Consider the following 15307-nt stretch of genomic DNA (forward strand, 5'->3'; position numbering starts at 1 on the left):
AGGCGCCATCCTCACGGCAAGGACAGCATCACGTAATGAACATACCCAACCTTCTGACGCTCGCTCGCATTATCTTCATACCGTTACTGGTGGTCCTCTTCTATCTGCCCTTTGCCTGGAGCATGCCGCTGGCGGCGTGCCTGTTCGGATTGGCCGCCGTGACCGACTGGCTCGACGGTTATCTGGCCAGACGCTGGGATCAGGCGACTCCGTTCGGGGCCTTTCTCGACCCGGTCGCCGACAAGCTGATGGTCGCCGTCGCGCTGGCGCTGTTGATAGAGCGCTTCGATACGGTATGGCTGACGCTGCCGGCGCTGGTGATCATCGGCCGCGAAATCGTGATTTCGGCGCTGCGCGAATGGATGGCGGAAATGGGCAAGCGCGGCATGGTCGCCGTGTCGTGGATCGGCAAGGTCAAGACCGCCCTGCAGATGATCGCACTGCTGGTGCTGCTGGCGTTCCCTCCCGGCCACCTGCTGGCCCTCATGGGCGTGGTAACGCTGTACGTCGCGGCCATGCTGACGCTCTGGTCAATGTATTCCTATCTACGTGCCGCCTGGCCGCACTTGAGTCGCTCGATGTAGCCAAAAGCGTTTGACAGTCACCGACTTATCCTTATAATTCGCTCTCGAGTCGAGCGGGAATAGCTCAGTGGTAGAGCATCGCCTTGCCAAGGCGAGGGTCGGGAGTTCGAATCTCCTTTCCCGCTCCATTTCCTGTCACGCTTGCCGACAGGACACGACTCGATGAGGCTGGATGGCAGAGTGGTTATGCAGCGGACTGCAACTCCGTGTACGCCGGTTCGATTCCGACTCCAGCCTCCACTTTTCCCCGATTTCCCGCTTGATCCCGTACCGCCCGGATGGCGAAATTGGTAGACGCAAGGGACTTAAAATCCCTCGGTGGCAACACCGTGCCGGTTCAAGTCCGGCTCCGGGCACCATTCCTTCCTGACTTGCCACCCGCTTTCGCCGTCACTCAAGTTTACCCCAGCGACACCCGCGAGGTGCCGGCGAGGATAGCCATGGCGTCACATCTCCAGTCAGATAGCGAACATGATGTCCTGATTATCGGCGGCGGGGTTGCCGGGCTAGTGCTGGCTCTGGAAATTGCCGAGCAGCGCGCGGTGACGCTCCTGCGGCCGTCAAGCGATGATCAAGGAGCCAGCCGTTGGGCTCAGGGCGGGATCGCCGCCGTCCTTTCGCCTCAGGACGATGTCGAGGCCCATGTCGCCGATACTCTGGTCGCCGGGGACGGTCTCTGCGATGAACGCGCGGTGCGCTTCACGGTGGAACAGGGGCCTGCCGCCATCGAGTGGCTGCTCGCCCTCGGCGTACCCTTCACCCCCGACGTCAGCCCCGGCGCCAGCTACCCCTATCACCTGACCCGCGAGGGTGGCCATGGGGCGCGGCGCATCATTCATGCCAACGACGCCACCGGTCGTGCCGTGGTCGACACCCTGCTCGCCCATGTACGCTCGCATCCTGCCATCTCGCTTCGCGACGATCTCACCGCCATCGCCCTGATCGGCGACCAGGCCGGACACTGTCGCGGAGCGTACTGCCTGGATCGGCAGGGGCACCCGAGAGAGCAACGCGCACACGACATCGTGCTTGCCACGGGCGGGGCCAGTGGGCTCTACCGCCACACCACCAGCCCCAACCCAGCCAGCGGCGAGGGCATGATGATGGCCGCCGACCTCGGCGCCGAGCTGATGAACCTGGAGTTCCAGCAGTTTCATCCTACCTGCCTCTACGACCCCGAAGGGCCGCCCTTCCTGATCAGCGAGGCCGTTCGCGGCGAAGGCGGCCTGCTGCTGAATGTCCATGGCGAGCGCTTCATGCCGAGCGTGGATCCCCGGGCCGAACTGGCCCCTCGGGATATCGTTGCCAGAGCCATCGATGCCGAGATGCAACGCACCGGCAGCGACCATGTCACCCTGGACATTCGTCACTTAGGCGACGAGGCCATCCGCCATCATTTTCCCACCATTTATGCCCACTGCGCCGAGCGCGGCCTGGATATCACCCGCACCCCGATCCCGGTTGTCCCCGCGGCCCACTATAGCTGCGGCGGTATCACGACCGACCTGGAAGGCGCGAGCAACGTGCCTCACCTCTTCGCCATTGGCGAAGTCGCCTGCACCGGTTTGCATGGTGCCAATCGGATGGCCAGTAACTCACTGCTGGAATGCCTGGTATTTGCTCGAAGCTGCGCACGCCGCCTGGCACGCCCAACACCATTCTCAACGGCAAAACTTCAGCATACAGATTGGGGCAACGACCCGGCGCCACTCGCGTTAATCGAGCAACACCTTGAACAACTACGCACCCTCATGAGCGCCAACGTCGCAATCGTACGCAGTGACAAAGGGCTCAGCGACGCTGCCGAGCGCCTCGCAGACCAGCAGGCCGAACTGGCACCGCTATACGAGAGTGCCGCGCCCACGGCAGGATTGGCCAGCCTGTGGCATGCCGTGCGCCTGGCCAGGCTCACCGTTCGGAGCGCACAGTCGCGACGCGAGTCGCGTGGGTTGCATTTCAATCCAGACCACCCGACCCATGGTGAGCCCTCGCCACTGCCATCTCGCATCCGGCTGGACGCTGACGAGAGGTGATCTCTCGGTGCAGGTATTGCAGGTATTAAGGAAGGGTTACCAGTTCGCGGCGAAGCGAACGACGCGATGGCGCATCGCAGCTATCCGGCCAAAGCCAGAGTCGCTGACCATCCAGTTCGAGGCCAATCAGCCAGGGACCTAGATAGTCGCAATGCAGTGTGACCTCCTGCCAGGCTGCTGCCGGGTCGTCGCGCCAGCTCCACCTCACCCCGCCAATGGCCTGGGGCGTGACGCGCAACTCGCCCCGCGAGCGGGAGGCGCACCACTGCCAGAACACAACGCTCAGTACCACGAAAGTGAGCAGCACAAGCCACGGCGGCGACCACCATCCCATCAGGCCGACCATCCCCGCACAAAGCCCGAGATGCACGGCCAGCGCCATCCTAGACGGGACGATGCACAACGTTATCGGCGTCTTCGGCATATTCGACGATCATCTTCACGATACGGCGGATGTCCGGCGCTTCGGGCCACTCACGGCGCATCAACCAGGCAAAAAGATCCTGATCCTCTTCATCGATCAGGGTGCGGAAAGCCGCCTGGTCGTCCTCATCGAGCCCATCGTAGCGATGCTCGAGAAAGGGGATCAACAACAGGTCCAGCTCCCACATGCCGCGGCGGGAATGCCAGTATAGGCGTTTGCGCTGGGCCGTCTCCGGGGATGAGTGTTCGCTCAACGTCGACCTCGAATGCCAGAAAAAATGTAGACCCAGTATACCCGAGCCCTCGCTGCCGGGGCAGCACGTCGCTACGATCTCAGGCGCATTTACCCGATCACGACCGTAGTTCGTTGTTTTCTCGAGAGTTGCACAGTATGCTTTGAAAAATAACAATGCCGGGATCGATAAGCCCCAGGCGAGGCTGCATGGAGAGAGGCGATGACCAAGTCCGAGTTGATCGAGCAGATCGCAATGCGACAGCCAGAGCTGTCGATCAAGGAAGTCGAGTCGGCGGTTCGGCTGATTCTCGATGATATTACCGACACCCTGGCGGATGGGGGTCGCGTCGAGATACGTGGCTTCGGAAGTTTTTCGCTTCACTACCGGGACCCCCGCGTGGGCCGCAACCCCAAGACCGGAGAACCGGTCGCGCTGGATGGCAAGTTCGTGCCACACTTCAAACCCGGTAAGGAATTGCGCGAACAGGTGGATGCCAGTCGCGCCCTCGGTTACTGATCGCTTTTCTGGACCTTCGATGTTCCGGTTTTCATCGTCATTTCGACATCCACTAGAGGGAACACGCTCATGCGTTGGCTCAAAGGCCTGATCCTGGCCATCATCCTGCTGGCGGTACTGCTGGTCGGTATCCTGTTCGCCGTCAATAACCAGCAGGCCCTGCCGCTTAACCTGATCTGGCTCGAGTTGCCCGAAGCGTCACTGTCCGTGTGGTTACTGGCATCGCTGACCGTCGGCGTCCTGCTCGGCATGGTCGCCATGAGTGGCGTCTATCTGCGCCTGCGGACCCTGCTGACACGCGCTCAGCGTCATAACCATCAACAGCGCAAGGAGCTCGACCGCCTGCGTGTCCAGGAGATGAAGGAACTCCCCTGAATGGCCGACCTCCTGCTGCTGACCCTGTTGTTGGCAGCGGTCGCCATCGGTTGGTGGCTCGGCCGCCGCGAACGCAGCGGCCCCGCCACGCCACCCGCCTCCCCTACCCTGGCCAAGGACTATTTCACGGGCCTGAACTACCTGCTCAATGATCAGCAGGACCGCGCCATCGAAACTTTCGTGGCCGCACTCGAGGTGAACAGCGAAACCATCGAGACCCACATTACGCTGGGCAATCTATTCCGCACCCGTGGCGAGGCGGACAGGGCCGTCAAGATCCATCAGAACCTGCTCGCCCGCCCTGCCCTGACCGGTCCGCAAAGCGACCGGGTGCAGCTCGAACTTTCACGCGACTTTCTCAAGCTGGGACTGCTCGACCGCGCCGAGCGGCTTCTCAAGCATCTTGTCCGCGATACGTCGGATGAGGAGATCCGCCTGTCGGCCAGGCAATTGCTCGCCGACCTGTTCGAGCGTGAGGGAGAATGGAAAGAAGCGCTCGACGCTGCACAGCCACTTCTGCATCGCGACGAAAACTTGCGCCGGGCCGCGGCTCACTGGCTGTGCGAGCTGGCCGACCGGGAACGCCATACCGCCAGCCCCGGCCCGGCCCGCAAGCACCTGCGCCAGGCCCTCGCGACGGATGAGCGCTGCGTGCGGGCCAACCTACTGATGGCCGGTCTGGAACACGATACCGCTCACTACAAGAAAGAGATTCGCCTGCTCAAACGAATCCCCGAACAGGACCCTGCCTTCACACCGACGATCCTTCCGCCTCTGGCGCAAGCCTACCGACTAACCGACGACGAAGACGGACTGATCGCCTACTTGCAGCAGTTGCTGGAGCAGACGCCCTACACCAGCGTGATCATCATGCTCGCCGAGGCGCTACGCCAGCGCGACGGTCTGCCGGCGGCAATCGAGCTGGTGAGCGCTCAGCTCAATCGGGAACCCAACCTGGCTGGGGTTGACTACCTGATGGACCTCTACGGGCATCAGGGACAGGGTGAACCCGACGAGCGGCTCGTGCTGCTCAAGCAGCACACACATACGCTACTGCAGGCACTACCGCGGCATCGCTGCCGGCGCTGCGGTTTCACCGGGGAACAACTGCACTGGCAGTGTCCGCGCTGCCGAAGCTGGGGTACCACCAAGCCGATCACCGGTATCGAAGGCGAGTAGGCACGCTATACCTTGGCCGCCAGCTCACTTTCGATGGCCTCCAGCGCCGCCATGGGATCTTGCGCCTGTGTCACCGGGCGCCCCACGACCAGGTAGGTACTGCCGGCCGCGATGGCCGCGGCGGGAGACATCACGCGCTGCTGGTCATCGGCCTCAGCGAAAGCGGGACGGATGCCCGGCGTCACCTTCAAGAACGAATCCCCACACAGGCCTTGCAACCGGGCGGCCTCCTGAGCGGAACAGACAACGCCATCCATCCCGCTATCCCGCGCGAGCATCGCCAGACGCTCGACCTGTTCGGCCGGTGAGGCCGCGATGCCTACCTCTGCCAGATCAGTGGCCTCCATACTGGTCAAGACCGTAACAGCGATCAGCCGTGTGGACAGGCCGTGTCGCTCGAGCCGCTGCCTGGCCGCTTCCATCATTCGCCTGCCGCCCCCGGCATGGACGTTGACCATCCACACACCCTGTTCGGCCGCGGCCTGAACCGCGCCAGCAACGGTGTTGGGAATGTCATGAAACTTCAGGTCCAGGAAAACCTCGAAACCGCGGCCATGCAGGGCATCGAGCACCTCGGGGCCGCTACGGGTAAATAGCTCCTTGCCCACCTTGACGCGACAACGCAACGGGTCGAGGCGATCCGCCATGCATAGAGCGGCATTGAGGGATGAATAATCAAGCGCAATGATCAGCGGCGAAGCGGTTGGCACAAGACATACTCCCGACATGAATGAAGACACACGAAGTATATCAGCCGTGAGCTGCCGTCTCGTCCGCAAAGGCTTACAAAATATATTCGTTAAGTATTATATTCACATAAGCGATATTAGGTAGAAAGCTACTCCCAGACCCTTATCGTGGTAGGGGACACCAGTTGGTGTCCTTTAATCGCACATGGGCAGGAGATTGAACATGCAGTCACGCATCAAGGGAACTCTCGCGGCTTCGCTCTTGGCTTTATTGCTGGCCTTCATCCCACTGACCGTTCTCGCTCAGGACGTCGCACCGATAGACATCAACACTGCCAATGCCGAACTGCTGACCGAGCTTCCCGGCATCGGCGAGGTCAAGGCCTCGTCCATTGTCGAGAACCGTGAAGCCAATGGCCCTTATGGAGGCCCAGACGACCTGCTGCGAGTGGATGGCATTGGCGAGGCTACCGTGGATGGGCTGCGTGAACAGATCGAATTCTGAAAACGTCCAAAAGCAACTGCAAGAAGCTTAACGAAGCACGCCGGCCCCTACGCGGCCGGCGTGTTGCATCAAATCATGGTCGTCACTCTGTCGAGCCTAGCAAGTGAAAACCCAGCATGCGGGTCAGAGGCGAAGCCCACCATCACACTCGATGACCCGGCCAGTGAAATAGTCATTGTCGAAGATAAACGCCACGCTCTGGGCGATATCGTCGGGCTGTCCTAACCGCCGCTGCGGTATGCTGCCGGCCAGCTTGTCGAGCACATCGTCACGCATCGAGGCTGTCATCTCCGTTTCGATAAAGCCCGGTGCCACCGCTCCCACCCGAATCTCCTGACGGGCAAGTTCCTTTGCCCAGGTAACGGTCAAGGCTGCGACGCCGGCCTTGGCCGCTGCGTAGTTGCTCTGGCCCATGTTGCCGGCCCGCGAGATACTCGAGATATTGACGATGACCCCGCCATGACCGGCTTCTACCATCTGCGCTGCCGCCTCGCGACCGCAGAGGAACACCCCGGTCAGATTGACATCGATAACCTGCTGCCACTGCTCGAGGCCCAGTGTCTTCTCGACCCGGCCGTCCCGCGCCTTGACCAACAGGCCATCGCGAACGATGCCGGCATTGTTGACCAGGCCCTTGACCGGCCCGAGTGACGTGGCAATGTCGGCGAAGGCCTGTTTCACCGACCCCTCGTCGGCGACGTTAACGATAAAACCGCGCGAGGTAATGCCCGCCTCATGCAGGCTGCCCACCGCATTGTCCAGGCTGTCACCATCCCTATCGAGCAGGGCCAGGGTAGCGCCGCGACTGCCCAGCATATGGGCCATCGCCAGACCGAGGCCTCGGCCACCACCGGTGATGGCAATCACGCTGTTGTCGAGCTTCATAGTCGCTTCTCCAGTACATGAGCACTCGTCGCTCCGCACAGCATTGACCGGAGCATTCCGAGTGATGGCGTTACACAAGGTCGCGCCAGTGAATGAGTTGTCGCGCATTGTTGCACTGCACCATTCCTGATTGCAACAAGTTGGAAGTAGGCATCCAATCGCCTCCGCTCGACATGTCGGTTGATTTTCAGGCAAACGCCCCCATTCACAACACAACTGTCACCTCAGGAGCTAACATGCCTTTCCTGCTAGCGTTCACGATTTTTGCCCTGCTCGATTTTGTAATTCTCTTCTCTGTGGGCAGCGAGATCGGGCTGCTTACTACCCTCGCGCTGGTGCTTGCCACCGGCTTCATCGGCCTACACCTGATCCGCCGCGAAGGCGTTGCCACCTTCGCTCGCGCCCAGGAGCGTCTGTCCCGTGGGGAAGTCCCGTCATCCGAGCTGCTGACCGGCGCCGCACTGATCTTCGGTGGCGCCCTGCTGATGGCGCCGGGCTTTCTGTCCGATACGCTGGGCTTCGTTTGTCTGATACCCAACGCCCGCCGGTTACTGGGCAAAGGACTCGCACGGCTGGGCCTGCGTATGAAAGGGCTTCACATCCAGACGGGAAGCTTTGGCGCCGCGCCGGGAAGCGATACCCACACCCGTAGCGGGCCGACCGGCGGCACGGAAAGCCCGTCGGGCTGGGATTCCGGCCCCGACGCAGGCAAGTCTCATACCGACAGCCGCAATGGCCAGACCCTGGAAGGCGATTTCATCGAACACGATGAACCACGCCGCTGACGCCTGCACGCTTGAGTGAAAATTTTTCGGCTACGCCCTTGAAAGGAATTCTCCAGCCCCCACTTCTCGGACAGCATCAGGTTTCGGCGCGGGGCCAGTTCTCGCGCCTTCGACAAGAAGGCGGCCAACGCCTTCACCTCGGGGTTCGCCACGAGGCTAGTGATGAACCGTCGTGGCGGTAGCGCCACGACAACGCAAACCATCAGGAGAATGTGAGCAATGAACATCCGTCCCTTGCACGATCGCGTCGTCATCCGTCGCGTTGAAGAAGAACAGAAGACCTCAGGCGGCATCGTGCTCCCGGGTAATGCCCAGGAAAAACCGACACGTGGCGAAGTGCTCGCCGTCGGTAATGGCCGGATTCTCGAAAACGGCGATGTCCGCCCGCTGGACGTGAAAGTCGGCGATACCGTGATCTTCAAGGAAGGCTTCGGCGTCGAGAAGCAGAAAATCGACGGGGAAGAAGTCCTGATCATGAGCGAGTCAGACGTCCTGGCCGTGGTTGAAGGCTGAACGGCCGTCGACTCTTAATCGCCTACCGCTAATATTTTGACGTTCACGAACTCACAGGAAGCATAAGACAATGGCAGCGAAACAGATCAAGTTTTCCGATGATGCCCGCAAGCGCATGGCCCGTGGTGTCGATACCCTGGCCAACGCCGTCAAGGCAACCCTGGGCCCGAAGGGCCGCAACGTCGTCATCGAGAAATCCTTCGGCGCCCCGACCGTCACCAAGGACGGCGTCTCCGTCGCCAAGGAGATCGAACTCAAGGATCGCTTCGAGAACATGGGCGCGCAGATGGTCAAGGAAGTTGCTTCCAAGACCTCGGACGTCGCCGGTGACGGTACCACCACCGCCACGGTGCTGGCCCAGTCCATCGTCACCGAGGGCATGAAGGGCGTCACGTCCGGCATGAACCCGATGGATCTCAAGCGCGGTATCGACAAGGCGATCTCTGCCGCCGTCGAGGAAGTGCGTGCGCTGGCCGTGCCGTGTACCGATTCCAAGGCGATTGCCCAGGTCGGCACCATCTCCGCCAACGGCGACGCCCGCATCGGCGAGATCATCGCTGACGCCATGCAAAAGGTCGGCAAGGAAGGCGTCATCACCGTCGATGAAGGTCGCGGCTTCGAGGACGAGCTGGACGTTGTCGAAGGCATGCAGTTCGATCGCGGCTACCTGTCGCCCTACTTCGTCACCAACCAGGACACCATGGCGGTCGAGCTCGAAGACCCCTATATCCTGCTGGTCGACAAGAAGATCTCCAATATTCGCGAACTGCTGCCGACCTTGGAAGCCGTCGCCAAGGCGGGCAAGCCGCTGGTGATCGTGTCCGAGGACATCGAGGGCGAAGCCCTGGCTACTCTGGTGGTCAACACCATGCGCGGCATCGTCAAGGTCGCCGCCGCCAAGGCGCCCGGCTTCGGTGATCGTCGCAAGGCCATGCTGCAGGACATCGCTATCCTCACCGGTGGTACGGTGATTTCCGAAGAAGTCGGCCTGACCCTCGAGCAGGCGACCCTGGATCACCTGGGCACCGCCAAGCGCGTGACCATGTCCAAGGAAAACACCACCATCATCGATGGCGCCGGCAAGGACGGTGATATCGAGGCACGTGTCGGCCAGATCCGCGCCCAGATCGAGGAGTCTTCCTCCGATTACGACCGCGAGAAGCTGCAGGAGCGTGTCGCCAAGCTGGCGGGTGGCGTGGCCGTGATCCGCGTCGGTGCTGCCACCGAAATCGAGATGAAGGAGAAGAAGGCCCGCGTCGAGGATGCCCTTCACTCCACACGTGCCGCCGTCGAGGAAGGCGTCGTACCTGGGGGTGGTACTGCCCTGGTGCGCGTGCTGACCAAACTGGCCGGCCTCAAGGGTGACAACGAGGACCAGAACCACGGCATCGCCCTGGCACTTCGTGCCATGGAGACGCCGCTGCGTCAGATCGTCACCAATGCCGGCCAGGAAGCCTCCGTCATCCTCAACCAGGTGAAGGCGGGTGAAGGCAACTACGGCTACAATGCCCAGACCGGCGAGTTCGGCGACCTGTTCGAGATGGGTGTGCTCGACCCGGCCAAGGTCACGCGCTCGGCCCTGCAGTCTGCCGGCTCCGTGGCGGGTCTGATGATCACCACCGAAGCCATGATCGCCGACGACCCGGACGAGAAAGAGTCCGGCGGTGGCGACATGGGTGGCATGGGCGGAATGGGAGGTATGGGCGGCATGATGTAAGCCAGCCCTACCCTCCCAGGCCTGCCTGAGATCGACCCCGCCGGGAAACCGGCGGGGTTTTTGCTTTGCTGAATCAGGACAGTTCCAGGCCTGCGAATCCGGCGTTGGCCACCGTCTCACAGTGCTTGCGGTACTCGCGGGCTCCCGCCGCGTAGATGGTGGCAACGCGTGGCTTGCCCGGCGTATTGGCACCGAAGAACCAGGAGTCCTTCATTGTTGCCAGCACGGATGCTTCGGCAACGTCGTAGACGTGTCCGGTCCACTCGTCCTCGGCAGCCGGCGTCGGCACGATGCGCGCGGCCCCCTGACGACGCATGTGCTCGATACAGCGCACTATCCAATCGACGTTTTGCTCAATACAGCGCCCCGCGTTACAGAGTGCCGCGGCATTGTGCGGGCCGTTGACGATGAACAGGTTAGGAAAGCCGCTGACGAGCAGTCCGAGGAACGTCTTCGGCCCTTCCTTCCACTTCTGGGCCAGCGATAGACCGTGGGTACCGCGAATGTCAATCCGACTCAACGAACCGGTACCGGCATCGAAGCCGGTAGCATAGACGATTACATCAAGCGGATACTCTTTCCGCGAGGTTCGAATCCCCCCCGACGTGACCCTCTCGATGGGCGTTTCCCGCAGATCCTCAAGCACGACGTTGCCGCGATTGAACATTTCGTAATAGCCGTTTTCCAACGGCACGCGCTTCGTGCCAAAAGGATGACTGGGCATAAGCCGTCGAGCCGTCTCGGGGTCGTGGACACGTGCCTGGATCTTCCGGCGCAGGAAATCACAGGCGTGATCATTCACTTCGAAGCTCATCATCAGATCGGCAAAATTGCCGAACCAGAACGCGAAGCCTGCCTTTTGCCAGAGGTGCTCGAACTTGGCTTCTCGTTCGGCAGCGGAAACGGCCAGCCCGGACCGGGGATCGAAAGTGTGAATAAACCCGCCGTAGGACTCGTGACAGGTCGCCAGTATCTGAGCCCAGTCCCGGCGAATCTCGCGGCGGTCGGCATCCGTCAGCGGCCGGTTGCGCTGGGGGATACAGTAGGTGGGGGTGCGCTGAAATACCGTGAGGTGTGCGACCTCCGGCGCGATGGTCTGAATCATCTGCACCCCCGAGGCGCCGGTGCCGATGATCCCGACACGTTTGCCGTCCAAGGCCACGCCGGCCGGCCATCTCGCGGTATAAAAGCTCTCTCCCGAAAAGTCACGCATCCCCGGGTAGTCGGGCAGCTGTGGCACCGACAAGGTTCCTGTCGCCGCGATCAGGTAGCGCGCGGCCACGCGCTCCCCGGTGCTGGTTTCGACATCCCAGAGCGCGTCACCCTCGTCAAACGTTGCGGCAAGCATCGACGTGCCGAGCCGTATGTGTCGGCGCAGGCCGAATCGGTCGACCACGTGGCAAAGGTAGCGAGAAATTTCGGGCTGGGCCGGGAAGAGCTCTTGCCACTCCCATTCCCGGAGCAAGGCATCGGAGAACGAGAAACCGTAGGTATGGATTTCCGAATCCACCCTCGCGCCAGGATAGCGGTTCCAATGCCAGACGCCTCCCACATCGGTACCGCTCTCATACACGCGGGCGCGCAGCCCCATCCGGCTGAGTCGTTCCAACGCACAGATGCCCGAGAGGCCTGCTCCGATGATGACGGCATCCAGGGCAGCGGTTTTCGGGTGTGGAGCGGGACGACGGACAACCTGCGTCTTCCTGCCGAGATCGGGTGGCCTCGGAGCAGACTGTGATTCGAAGAGCCTGGGCGGTTGGGGATCGAGCTCGGTGCACCGCCAGACGCTTGTCGGAACGAGGCCGGCGGTTCCCAGGCATAGGGTCACGGCGTGAATGTCACGTCCCTTCACCAGGCAGATCAGCCGGCCACGAGGACGGGACAGGAAGGCTCGGGTCACCACCGCCCCGGCCGTTACCAGGGCGTCAAGGAGCGCACTGGCCGTCGCTGTGGGGTCGCTCGGGTCGCACCCATCGAGAGGCAGCTCCACCAGCACACGGTCGCTCGTCCCTTCGAGCACTTCTCGTGCCATGCCCCCCATCAGCATCACCGGCCACACTGCAGCTGCCGCCGCCCCCTGCTGGCGCAGCACCAGTCGAACGGACTCCGCGTCCCGGGCCTGGTACCAGCAGAGCAGGCGCTGCCCGTCGGCCGCCAGATAACCCCGCCGCCAGCGTACGCGATGGAGTTCCAGACAGGCATGAATCGCCAACCGCCGTAGACCGTCACGATCGAGCGGCGCCGTGAGGGGAAGAATCGAAGCGAAGTCGTCCATCCGAGCATGAAGGCAGGCCGATTTATCACAATCATCTTGGTCGGTCCCGGCACAGCGGGCAAGCACGAAGGATCGGAGAGCCTGAGTGGGATATCGAGTAGAATATCTACTGCAGGCGCGAGGCGCCGATCTTCACTCCTCCACTTTCCGTTTGGCCCATGCTCTCCAATATCCGTATCGTCCTCGTCCAGACCTTCCATCCCGGCAATATCGGCGCCTCGGCCCGTGCCATGAAGACCATGGGCCTCTCCGATCTGGTACTGGTCAATCCGCGGCGTTTTCCCGACCCCGAGGCCTCGCGGCTGGCTGCCGGCGCCGAGGACCTCGTCGACAACGCCCGCGTGGTCGAGTCGCTTGCCAATGCGACCAACGACTGTGTGCAGGTGGTGGGGGCCAGCGCTCGGCTGCGCAGCCTGCCGCTGCCGCATTTCGACGAACCGGACGTCATGGCCCGCGACCTGGTCTCCCATGCCACGAGCGACCCGGTGGCGCTGGTGTTCGGTCGCGAACGTTTCGGGCTGACCAACGACGAGATCCGCTGCTGTAGCCATCAGGTCAGCATTCCCGCCAATCCCGACTACAGCATTCTCAATCTCGCACAAGCCGTGCAGGTACTGGCTCACGAGGTCTTCACGGCCTGGCGACGCCGCCCGCACAACGACTATCGGCCAGCAATACCCGCCGAGGACCGCCCGCCGACCCGTGAACAACTCGGCCACTTCCAGGTGCACCTCTCGCAGGTGATGCAACGCAGTGGCTTTATCAACCAGCCCCATGCCCGCACCGAGGCCCAGCTCGAGGCCCTGTTTGCCCGCGCCCGACCGAGTCGCAAGGAGCTCTCGCTGTTGCGCGGCCTGCTCGGCTCGCTGGAGCAGCACCTGCCCGGTGAGTGAGCTCGCCGTAAGACGGAACGGCGGCCAGCCTGGCCGCCGTTCTCGTTGGCACAACAGCCAGACATTTCCAGCGGATCACAGCGTCATCGCCGCCAGCCAGCCGAAGCCGATCAGCGGGATATTGTAGTGCAGGAAGGTCGGCACCACGCTGTCCCAGATATGGTCGTGCTGACGGTCGACGTTGAGACCCGAGGTCGGCCCCAGAGTAGAGTCCGAGGCCGGCGAGCCGGCGTCCCCCAGCGCCGCGGCGGTGCCCACCAATGCCACGGTGGCCAGCGGCGAGAAGCCGAACTGCACCGCCAGCGGCACGAAGATGGCGGCAATGATCGGAATGGTAGAGAACGACGAACCGATACCCAGGGTGATGAACAGGCCCACCAGCAGCATCAGCAGTGCGGCCAGGCCGCGGTTGTCGCCGATCACCTCGACGCTTGACTCCACCAGGGTCTCGATCTGCCCGGTGGCGGTCATCACCGCGGCGAAGCCCGAGGCGGAGATCATGATGAAGCCGATCAGCGCCATCATGCGCATGCCGCTGGTAAAGAGGTCATCGGCCTCGCGCCACTTGAAGATGCCACCCACCGAGAGCAGCGCAAAGCCCACCAGACCGCCGAGTATCATCGAACCGGTATAGAGCTGAATACCCAGGGCGGCGACGATAGCCGCCAGCGACATCGAAAGCCCCAGCGCGTGGGGCTCATGCACCTCAGGAGGGTGGTGCGGCACGTTGCTCGTGGTCACATCCAGTGCCGCGTAGTCGCGCGGCTTGCGGTAGCTGGCGAACAGCGCCACTACCAGGCCCAGTGCCATGCCGGCCACCGGCACGCCCATCGCCAGGGGCACCATGCCGCGGCTGATCTCGAGCCCCAGCGAATCGCCTGCCTGGTTGATGTTGGCCAGCAGGATATCGTTGAGGAAGATCGCCCCGAACCCCACCGGCAGCAGCATGTAGGGGGCGGTCAGGCCGAAGGTAAGGACACAGGCCACGGCCCGGCGATCCAGGCGCAGCTGATTCATCACCTTGAGCAGCGGCGGGATGAGAATCGGGATGAAGGCGATGTGCACCGGAATCAGGTTCTGAGAGGAGATCGCCACCAGCAGCACCGTGCCGAGCAGTAGATACTTTACGGTGGCCTGGCGATTCGCCGTAGCTTCCTGCCCGAGCCCCCTGATCAGCCGGTGTGCCAGCAGGTCCGGCAGCCCCGAACGCGAGATGGCCACGGCAAAGGCCCCGAGGGTCGCATAGGCCAGTGCCACCTTGGCGCCCCCACCCACGCCGTCATTAAAGGCCGCCAGGGTCGCCTCGATGGAGAGCCCGCCGACCAGCCCCCCGACCAGCGCACCGACCACCAGCGCAAAGACCACCGAGACCCGTGCCAGCGACAGGCCCACCATCACCAGCACCGCAATGATTACTGCATTCATGACCGCTTTCCCGAAAAAGGAGTTGATTGAGACGAAACGGCGCAGGAGTCTACCAGAAGGCGGCCTGGCCTGCCGGCGTGCCTCGACCCGGATGTCATGCAATCGTCACCCGGCCATCACGTCCCTGTCATGGGGATCGGCGATAACATTAGAGACAGGCAAGGGAGACTGCCGACACCACGCCATGGACGCGACGGGGCAGGAAGCCCCACAGGGACAATCGGCATCAGGACGATGCCCAGGGAGGAACCGGATATCGCCACGGCGCGCTGCG

General features: G+C 62.5%; 16 protein-coding genes and 3 tRNA genes. 13 read left to right on the forward strand and 6 right to left on the reverse strand.

Going from position 1 to position 15307, the window contains the following annotated elements; translation table 11 throughout:
• Positions 1-35 precede the first annotated feature (35 nt).
• The 5 genes from pgsA (at position 36) to nadB (ending at position 2617) form a co-directional block, all read left to right on the forward strand.
• Positions 36-584: a CDP-diacylglycerol--glycerol-3-phosphate 3-phosphatidyltransferase gene (gene pgsA / locus BM341_RS10610; RefSeq protein WP_089795728.1), complete on the forward strand. Its 549-nt coding sequence runs from the start codon at positions 36-38 to the stop codon at positions 582-584.
• Between the two features lie 53 nt (positions 585-637).
• Positions 638-712 (forward strand) — tRNA-Gly (locus tag BM341_RS10615).
• 38 nt (positions 713-750) lie between these two features.
• A tRNA-Cys gene (locus BM341_RS10620) sits at positions 751-824 on the forward strand.
• Positions 825-856: 32 nt separating this feature from the next.
• A tRNA-Leu gene (locus tag BM341_RS10625) sits at positions 857-943 on the forward strand.
• A gap of 81 nt (positions 944-1024) precedes the next feature.
• Positions 1025-2617, forward strand: a complete 1593-nt coding sequence (nadB, locus tag BM341_RS10630) for an L-aspartate oxidase (RefSeq protein ID WP_089795730.1) — start codon at positions 1025-1027, stop codon at positions 2615-2617.
• A gap of 25 nt (positions 2618-2642) precedes the next feature.
• Here nadB and BM341_RS10635 read toward each other — a convergent pair whose 3' ends face one another.
• Together BM341_RS10635 and BM341_RS10640 are read right to left on the reverse strand one after the other, a co-directional pair.
• Positions 2643-3041 carry a protein YgfX gene (locus tag BM341_RS10635; RefSeq protein WP_425431990.1) on the reverse strand — a complete coding sequence of 133 codons (399 nt, stop codon included), beginning with the start codon at positions 3039-3041 and terminating at the stop codon, positions 2643-2645.
• Entirely contained in the window at positions 3001-3294 is a 294-nt protein-coding gene (locus BM341_RS10640; protein ID WP_089795734.1) for an FAD assembly factor SdhE, read from the reverse strand. The genes BM341_RS10635 and BM341_RS10640 overlap by 41 nt, the downstream gene beginning before the upstream one ends.
• Before the next feature lie 201 nt (positions 3295-3495).
• On the opposite strand from BM341_RS10640, the gene BM341_RS10645 reads away from it, so the two are divergent.
• The 3 genes from BM341_RS10645 (at position 3496) to lapB (ending at position 5346) form a co-directional block, all read left to right on the forward strand.
• Positions 3496-3792, forward strand: a complete 297-nt coding sequence (locus tag BM341_RS10645) for an integration host factor subunit beta (RefSeq protein WP_089795736.1) — start codon at positions 3496-3498, stop codon at positions 3790-3792.
• Positions 3793-3861: 69 nt separating this feature from the next.
• A complete protein-coding gene (locus tag BM341_RS10650; RefSeq protein WP_089795738.1) occupies positions 3862-4167 on the forward strand; it encodes a lipopolysaccharide assembly protein LapA domain-containing protein in 306 nt (101 codons plus the stop codon).
• Positions 4168-5346, forward strand: coding sequence for a lipopolysaccharide assembly protein LapB (gene lapB, locus BM341_RS10655; protein ID WP_089795740.1), 1179 nt, complete (start codon positions 4168-4170; stop codon positions 5344-5346).
• 5 nt (positions 5347-5351) lie between these two features.
• On the opposite strand, the gene pyrF is transcribed toward lapB, so the two are convergent.
• Positions 5352-6056, reverse strand: coding sequence for an orotidine-5'-phosphate decarboxylase (gene pyrF / locus BM341_RS10660; RefSeq protein ID WP_089795742.1), 705 nt, complete (start codon positions 6054-6056; stop codon positions 5352-5354).
• Between the two features lie 202 nt (positions 6057-6258).
• On the opposite strand from pyrF, the gene BM341_RS10665 reads away from it, so the two are divergent.
• The gene (locus BM341_RS10665) at positions 6259-6540 is read left to right on the forward strand and encodes a ComEA family DNA-binding protein (protein WP_089795744.1); all 282 of its coding nucleotides are present in this window, start codon (positions 6259-6261) and stop codon (positions 6538-6540) included.
• Positions 6541-6663: 123 nt separating this feature from the next.
• Here BM341_RS10665 and BM341_RS10670 read toward each other — a convergent pair whose 3' ends face one another.
• On the reverse strand, positions 6664-7425 hold the full coding sequence (locus BM341_RS10670; protein ID WP_089795746.1) for an SDR family oxidoreductase: 762 nt from the start codon (positions 7423-7425) through the stop codon (positions 6664-6666).
• Between the two features lie 236 nt (positions 7426-7661).
• On the opposite strand from BM341_RS10670, the gene BM341_RS10675 reads away from it, so the two are divergent.
• The 3 genes from BM341_RS10675 (at position 7662) to groL (ending at position 10440) form a co-directional block, all read left to right on the forward strand.
• Entirely contained in the window at positions 7662-8210 is a 549-nt protein-coding gene (locus BM341_RS10675; RefSeq protein ID WP_089795748.1) for an FxsA family protein, read from the forward strand.
• A gap of 219 nt (positions 8211-8429) precedes the next feature.
• Positions 8430-8723 carry a co-chaperone GroES gene (locus BM341_RS10680; RefSeq protein WP_089795750.1) on the forward strand — a complete coding sequence of 98 codons (294 nt, stop codon included), beginning with the start codon at positions 8430-8432 and terminating at the stop codon, positions 8721-8723.
• Positions 8724-8793: 70 nt separating this feature from the next.
• A complete protein-coding gene (gene groL, locus BM341_RS10685; protein ID WP_089795752.1) occupies positions 8794-10440 on the forward strand; it encodes a chaperonin GroEL in 1647 nt (548 codons plus the stop codon).
• 73 nt (positions 10441-10513) lie between these two features.
• Here groL and BM341_RS10690 read toward each other — a convergent pair whose 3' ends face one another.
• Positions 10514-12715, reverse strand: a complete 2202-nt coding sequence (locus BM341_RS10690; protein ID WP_089795754.1) for a flavin-containing monooxygenase — start codon at positions 12713-12715, stop codon at positions 10514-10516.
• A 158-nt stretch (positions 12716-12873) separates the two neighbouring features.
• Between BM341_RS10690 and BM341_RS10695 the strand changes: the two genes are divergently transcribed.
• Positions 12874-13608 carry an RNA methyltransferase gene (locus BM341_RS10695; protein WP_089795756.1) on the forward strand — a complete coding sequence of 245 codons (735 nt, stop codon included), beginning with the start codon at positions 12874-12876 and terminating at the stop codon, positions 13606-13608.
• A gap of 75 nt (positions 13609-13683) precedes the next feature.
• Here the strand turns inward: BM341_RS10695 and BM341_RS10700 are convergent, their stop codons facing one another.
• On the reverse strand, positions 13684-15033 hold the full coding sequence (locus BM341_RS10700) for a Na+/H+ antiporter family protein (RefSeq protein ID WP_089795757.1): 1350 nt from the start codon (positions 15031-15033) through the stop codon (positions 13684-13686).
• Positions 15034-15307 lie beyond the last annotated feature (274 nt).

The organism is Halomonas korlensis, assembly GCF_900116705.1.
Lineage (GTDB): Bacteria > Pseudomonadota > Gammaproteobacteria > Pseudomonadales > Halomonadaceae > Halomonas > Halomonas korlensis.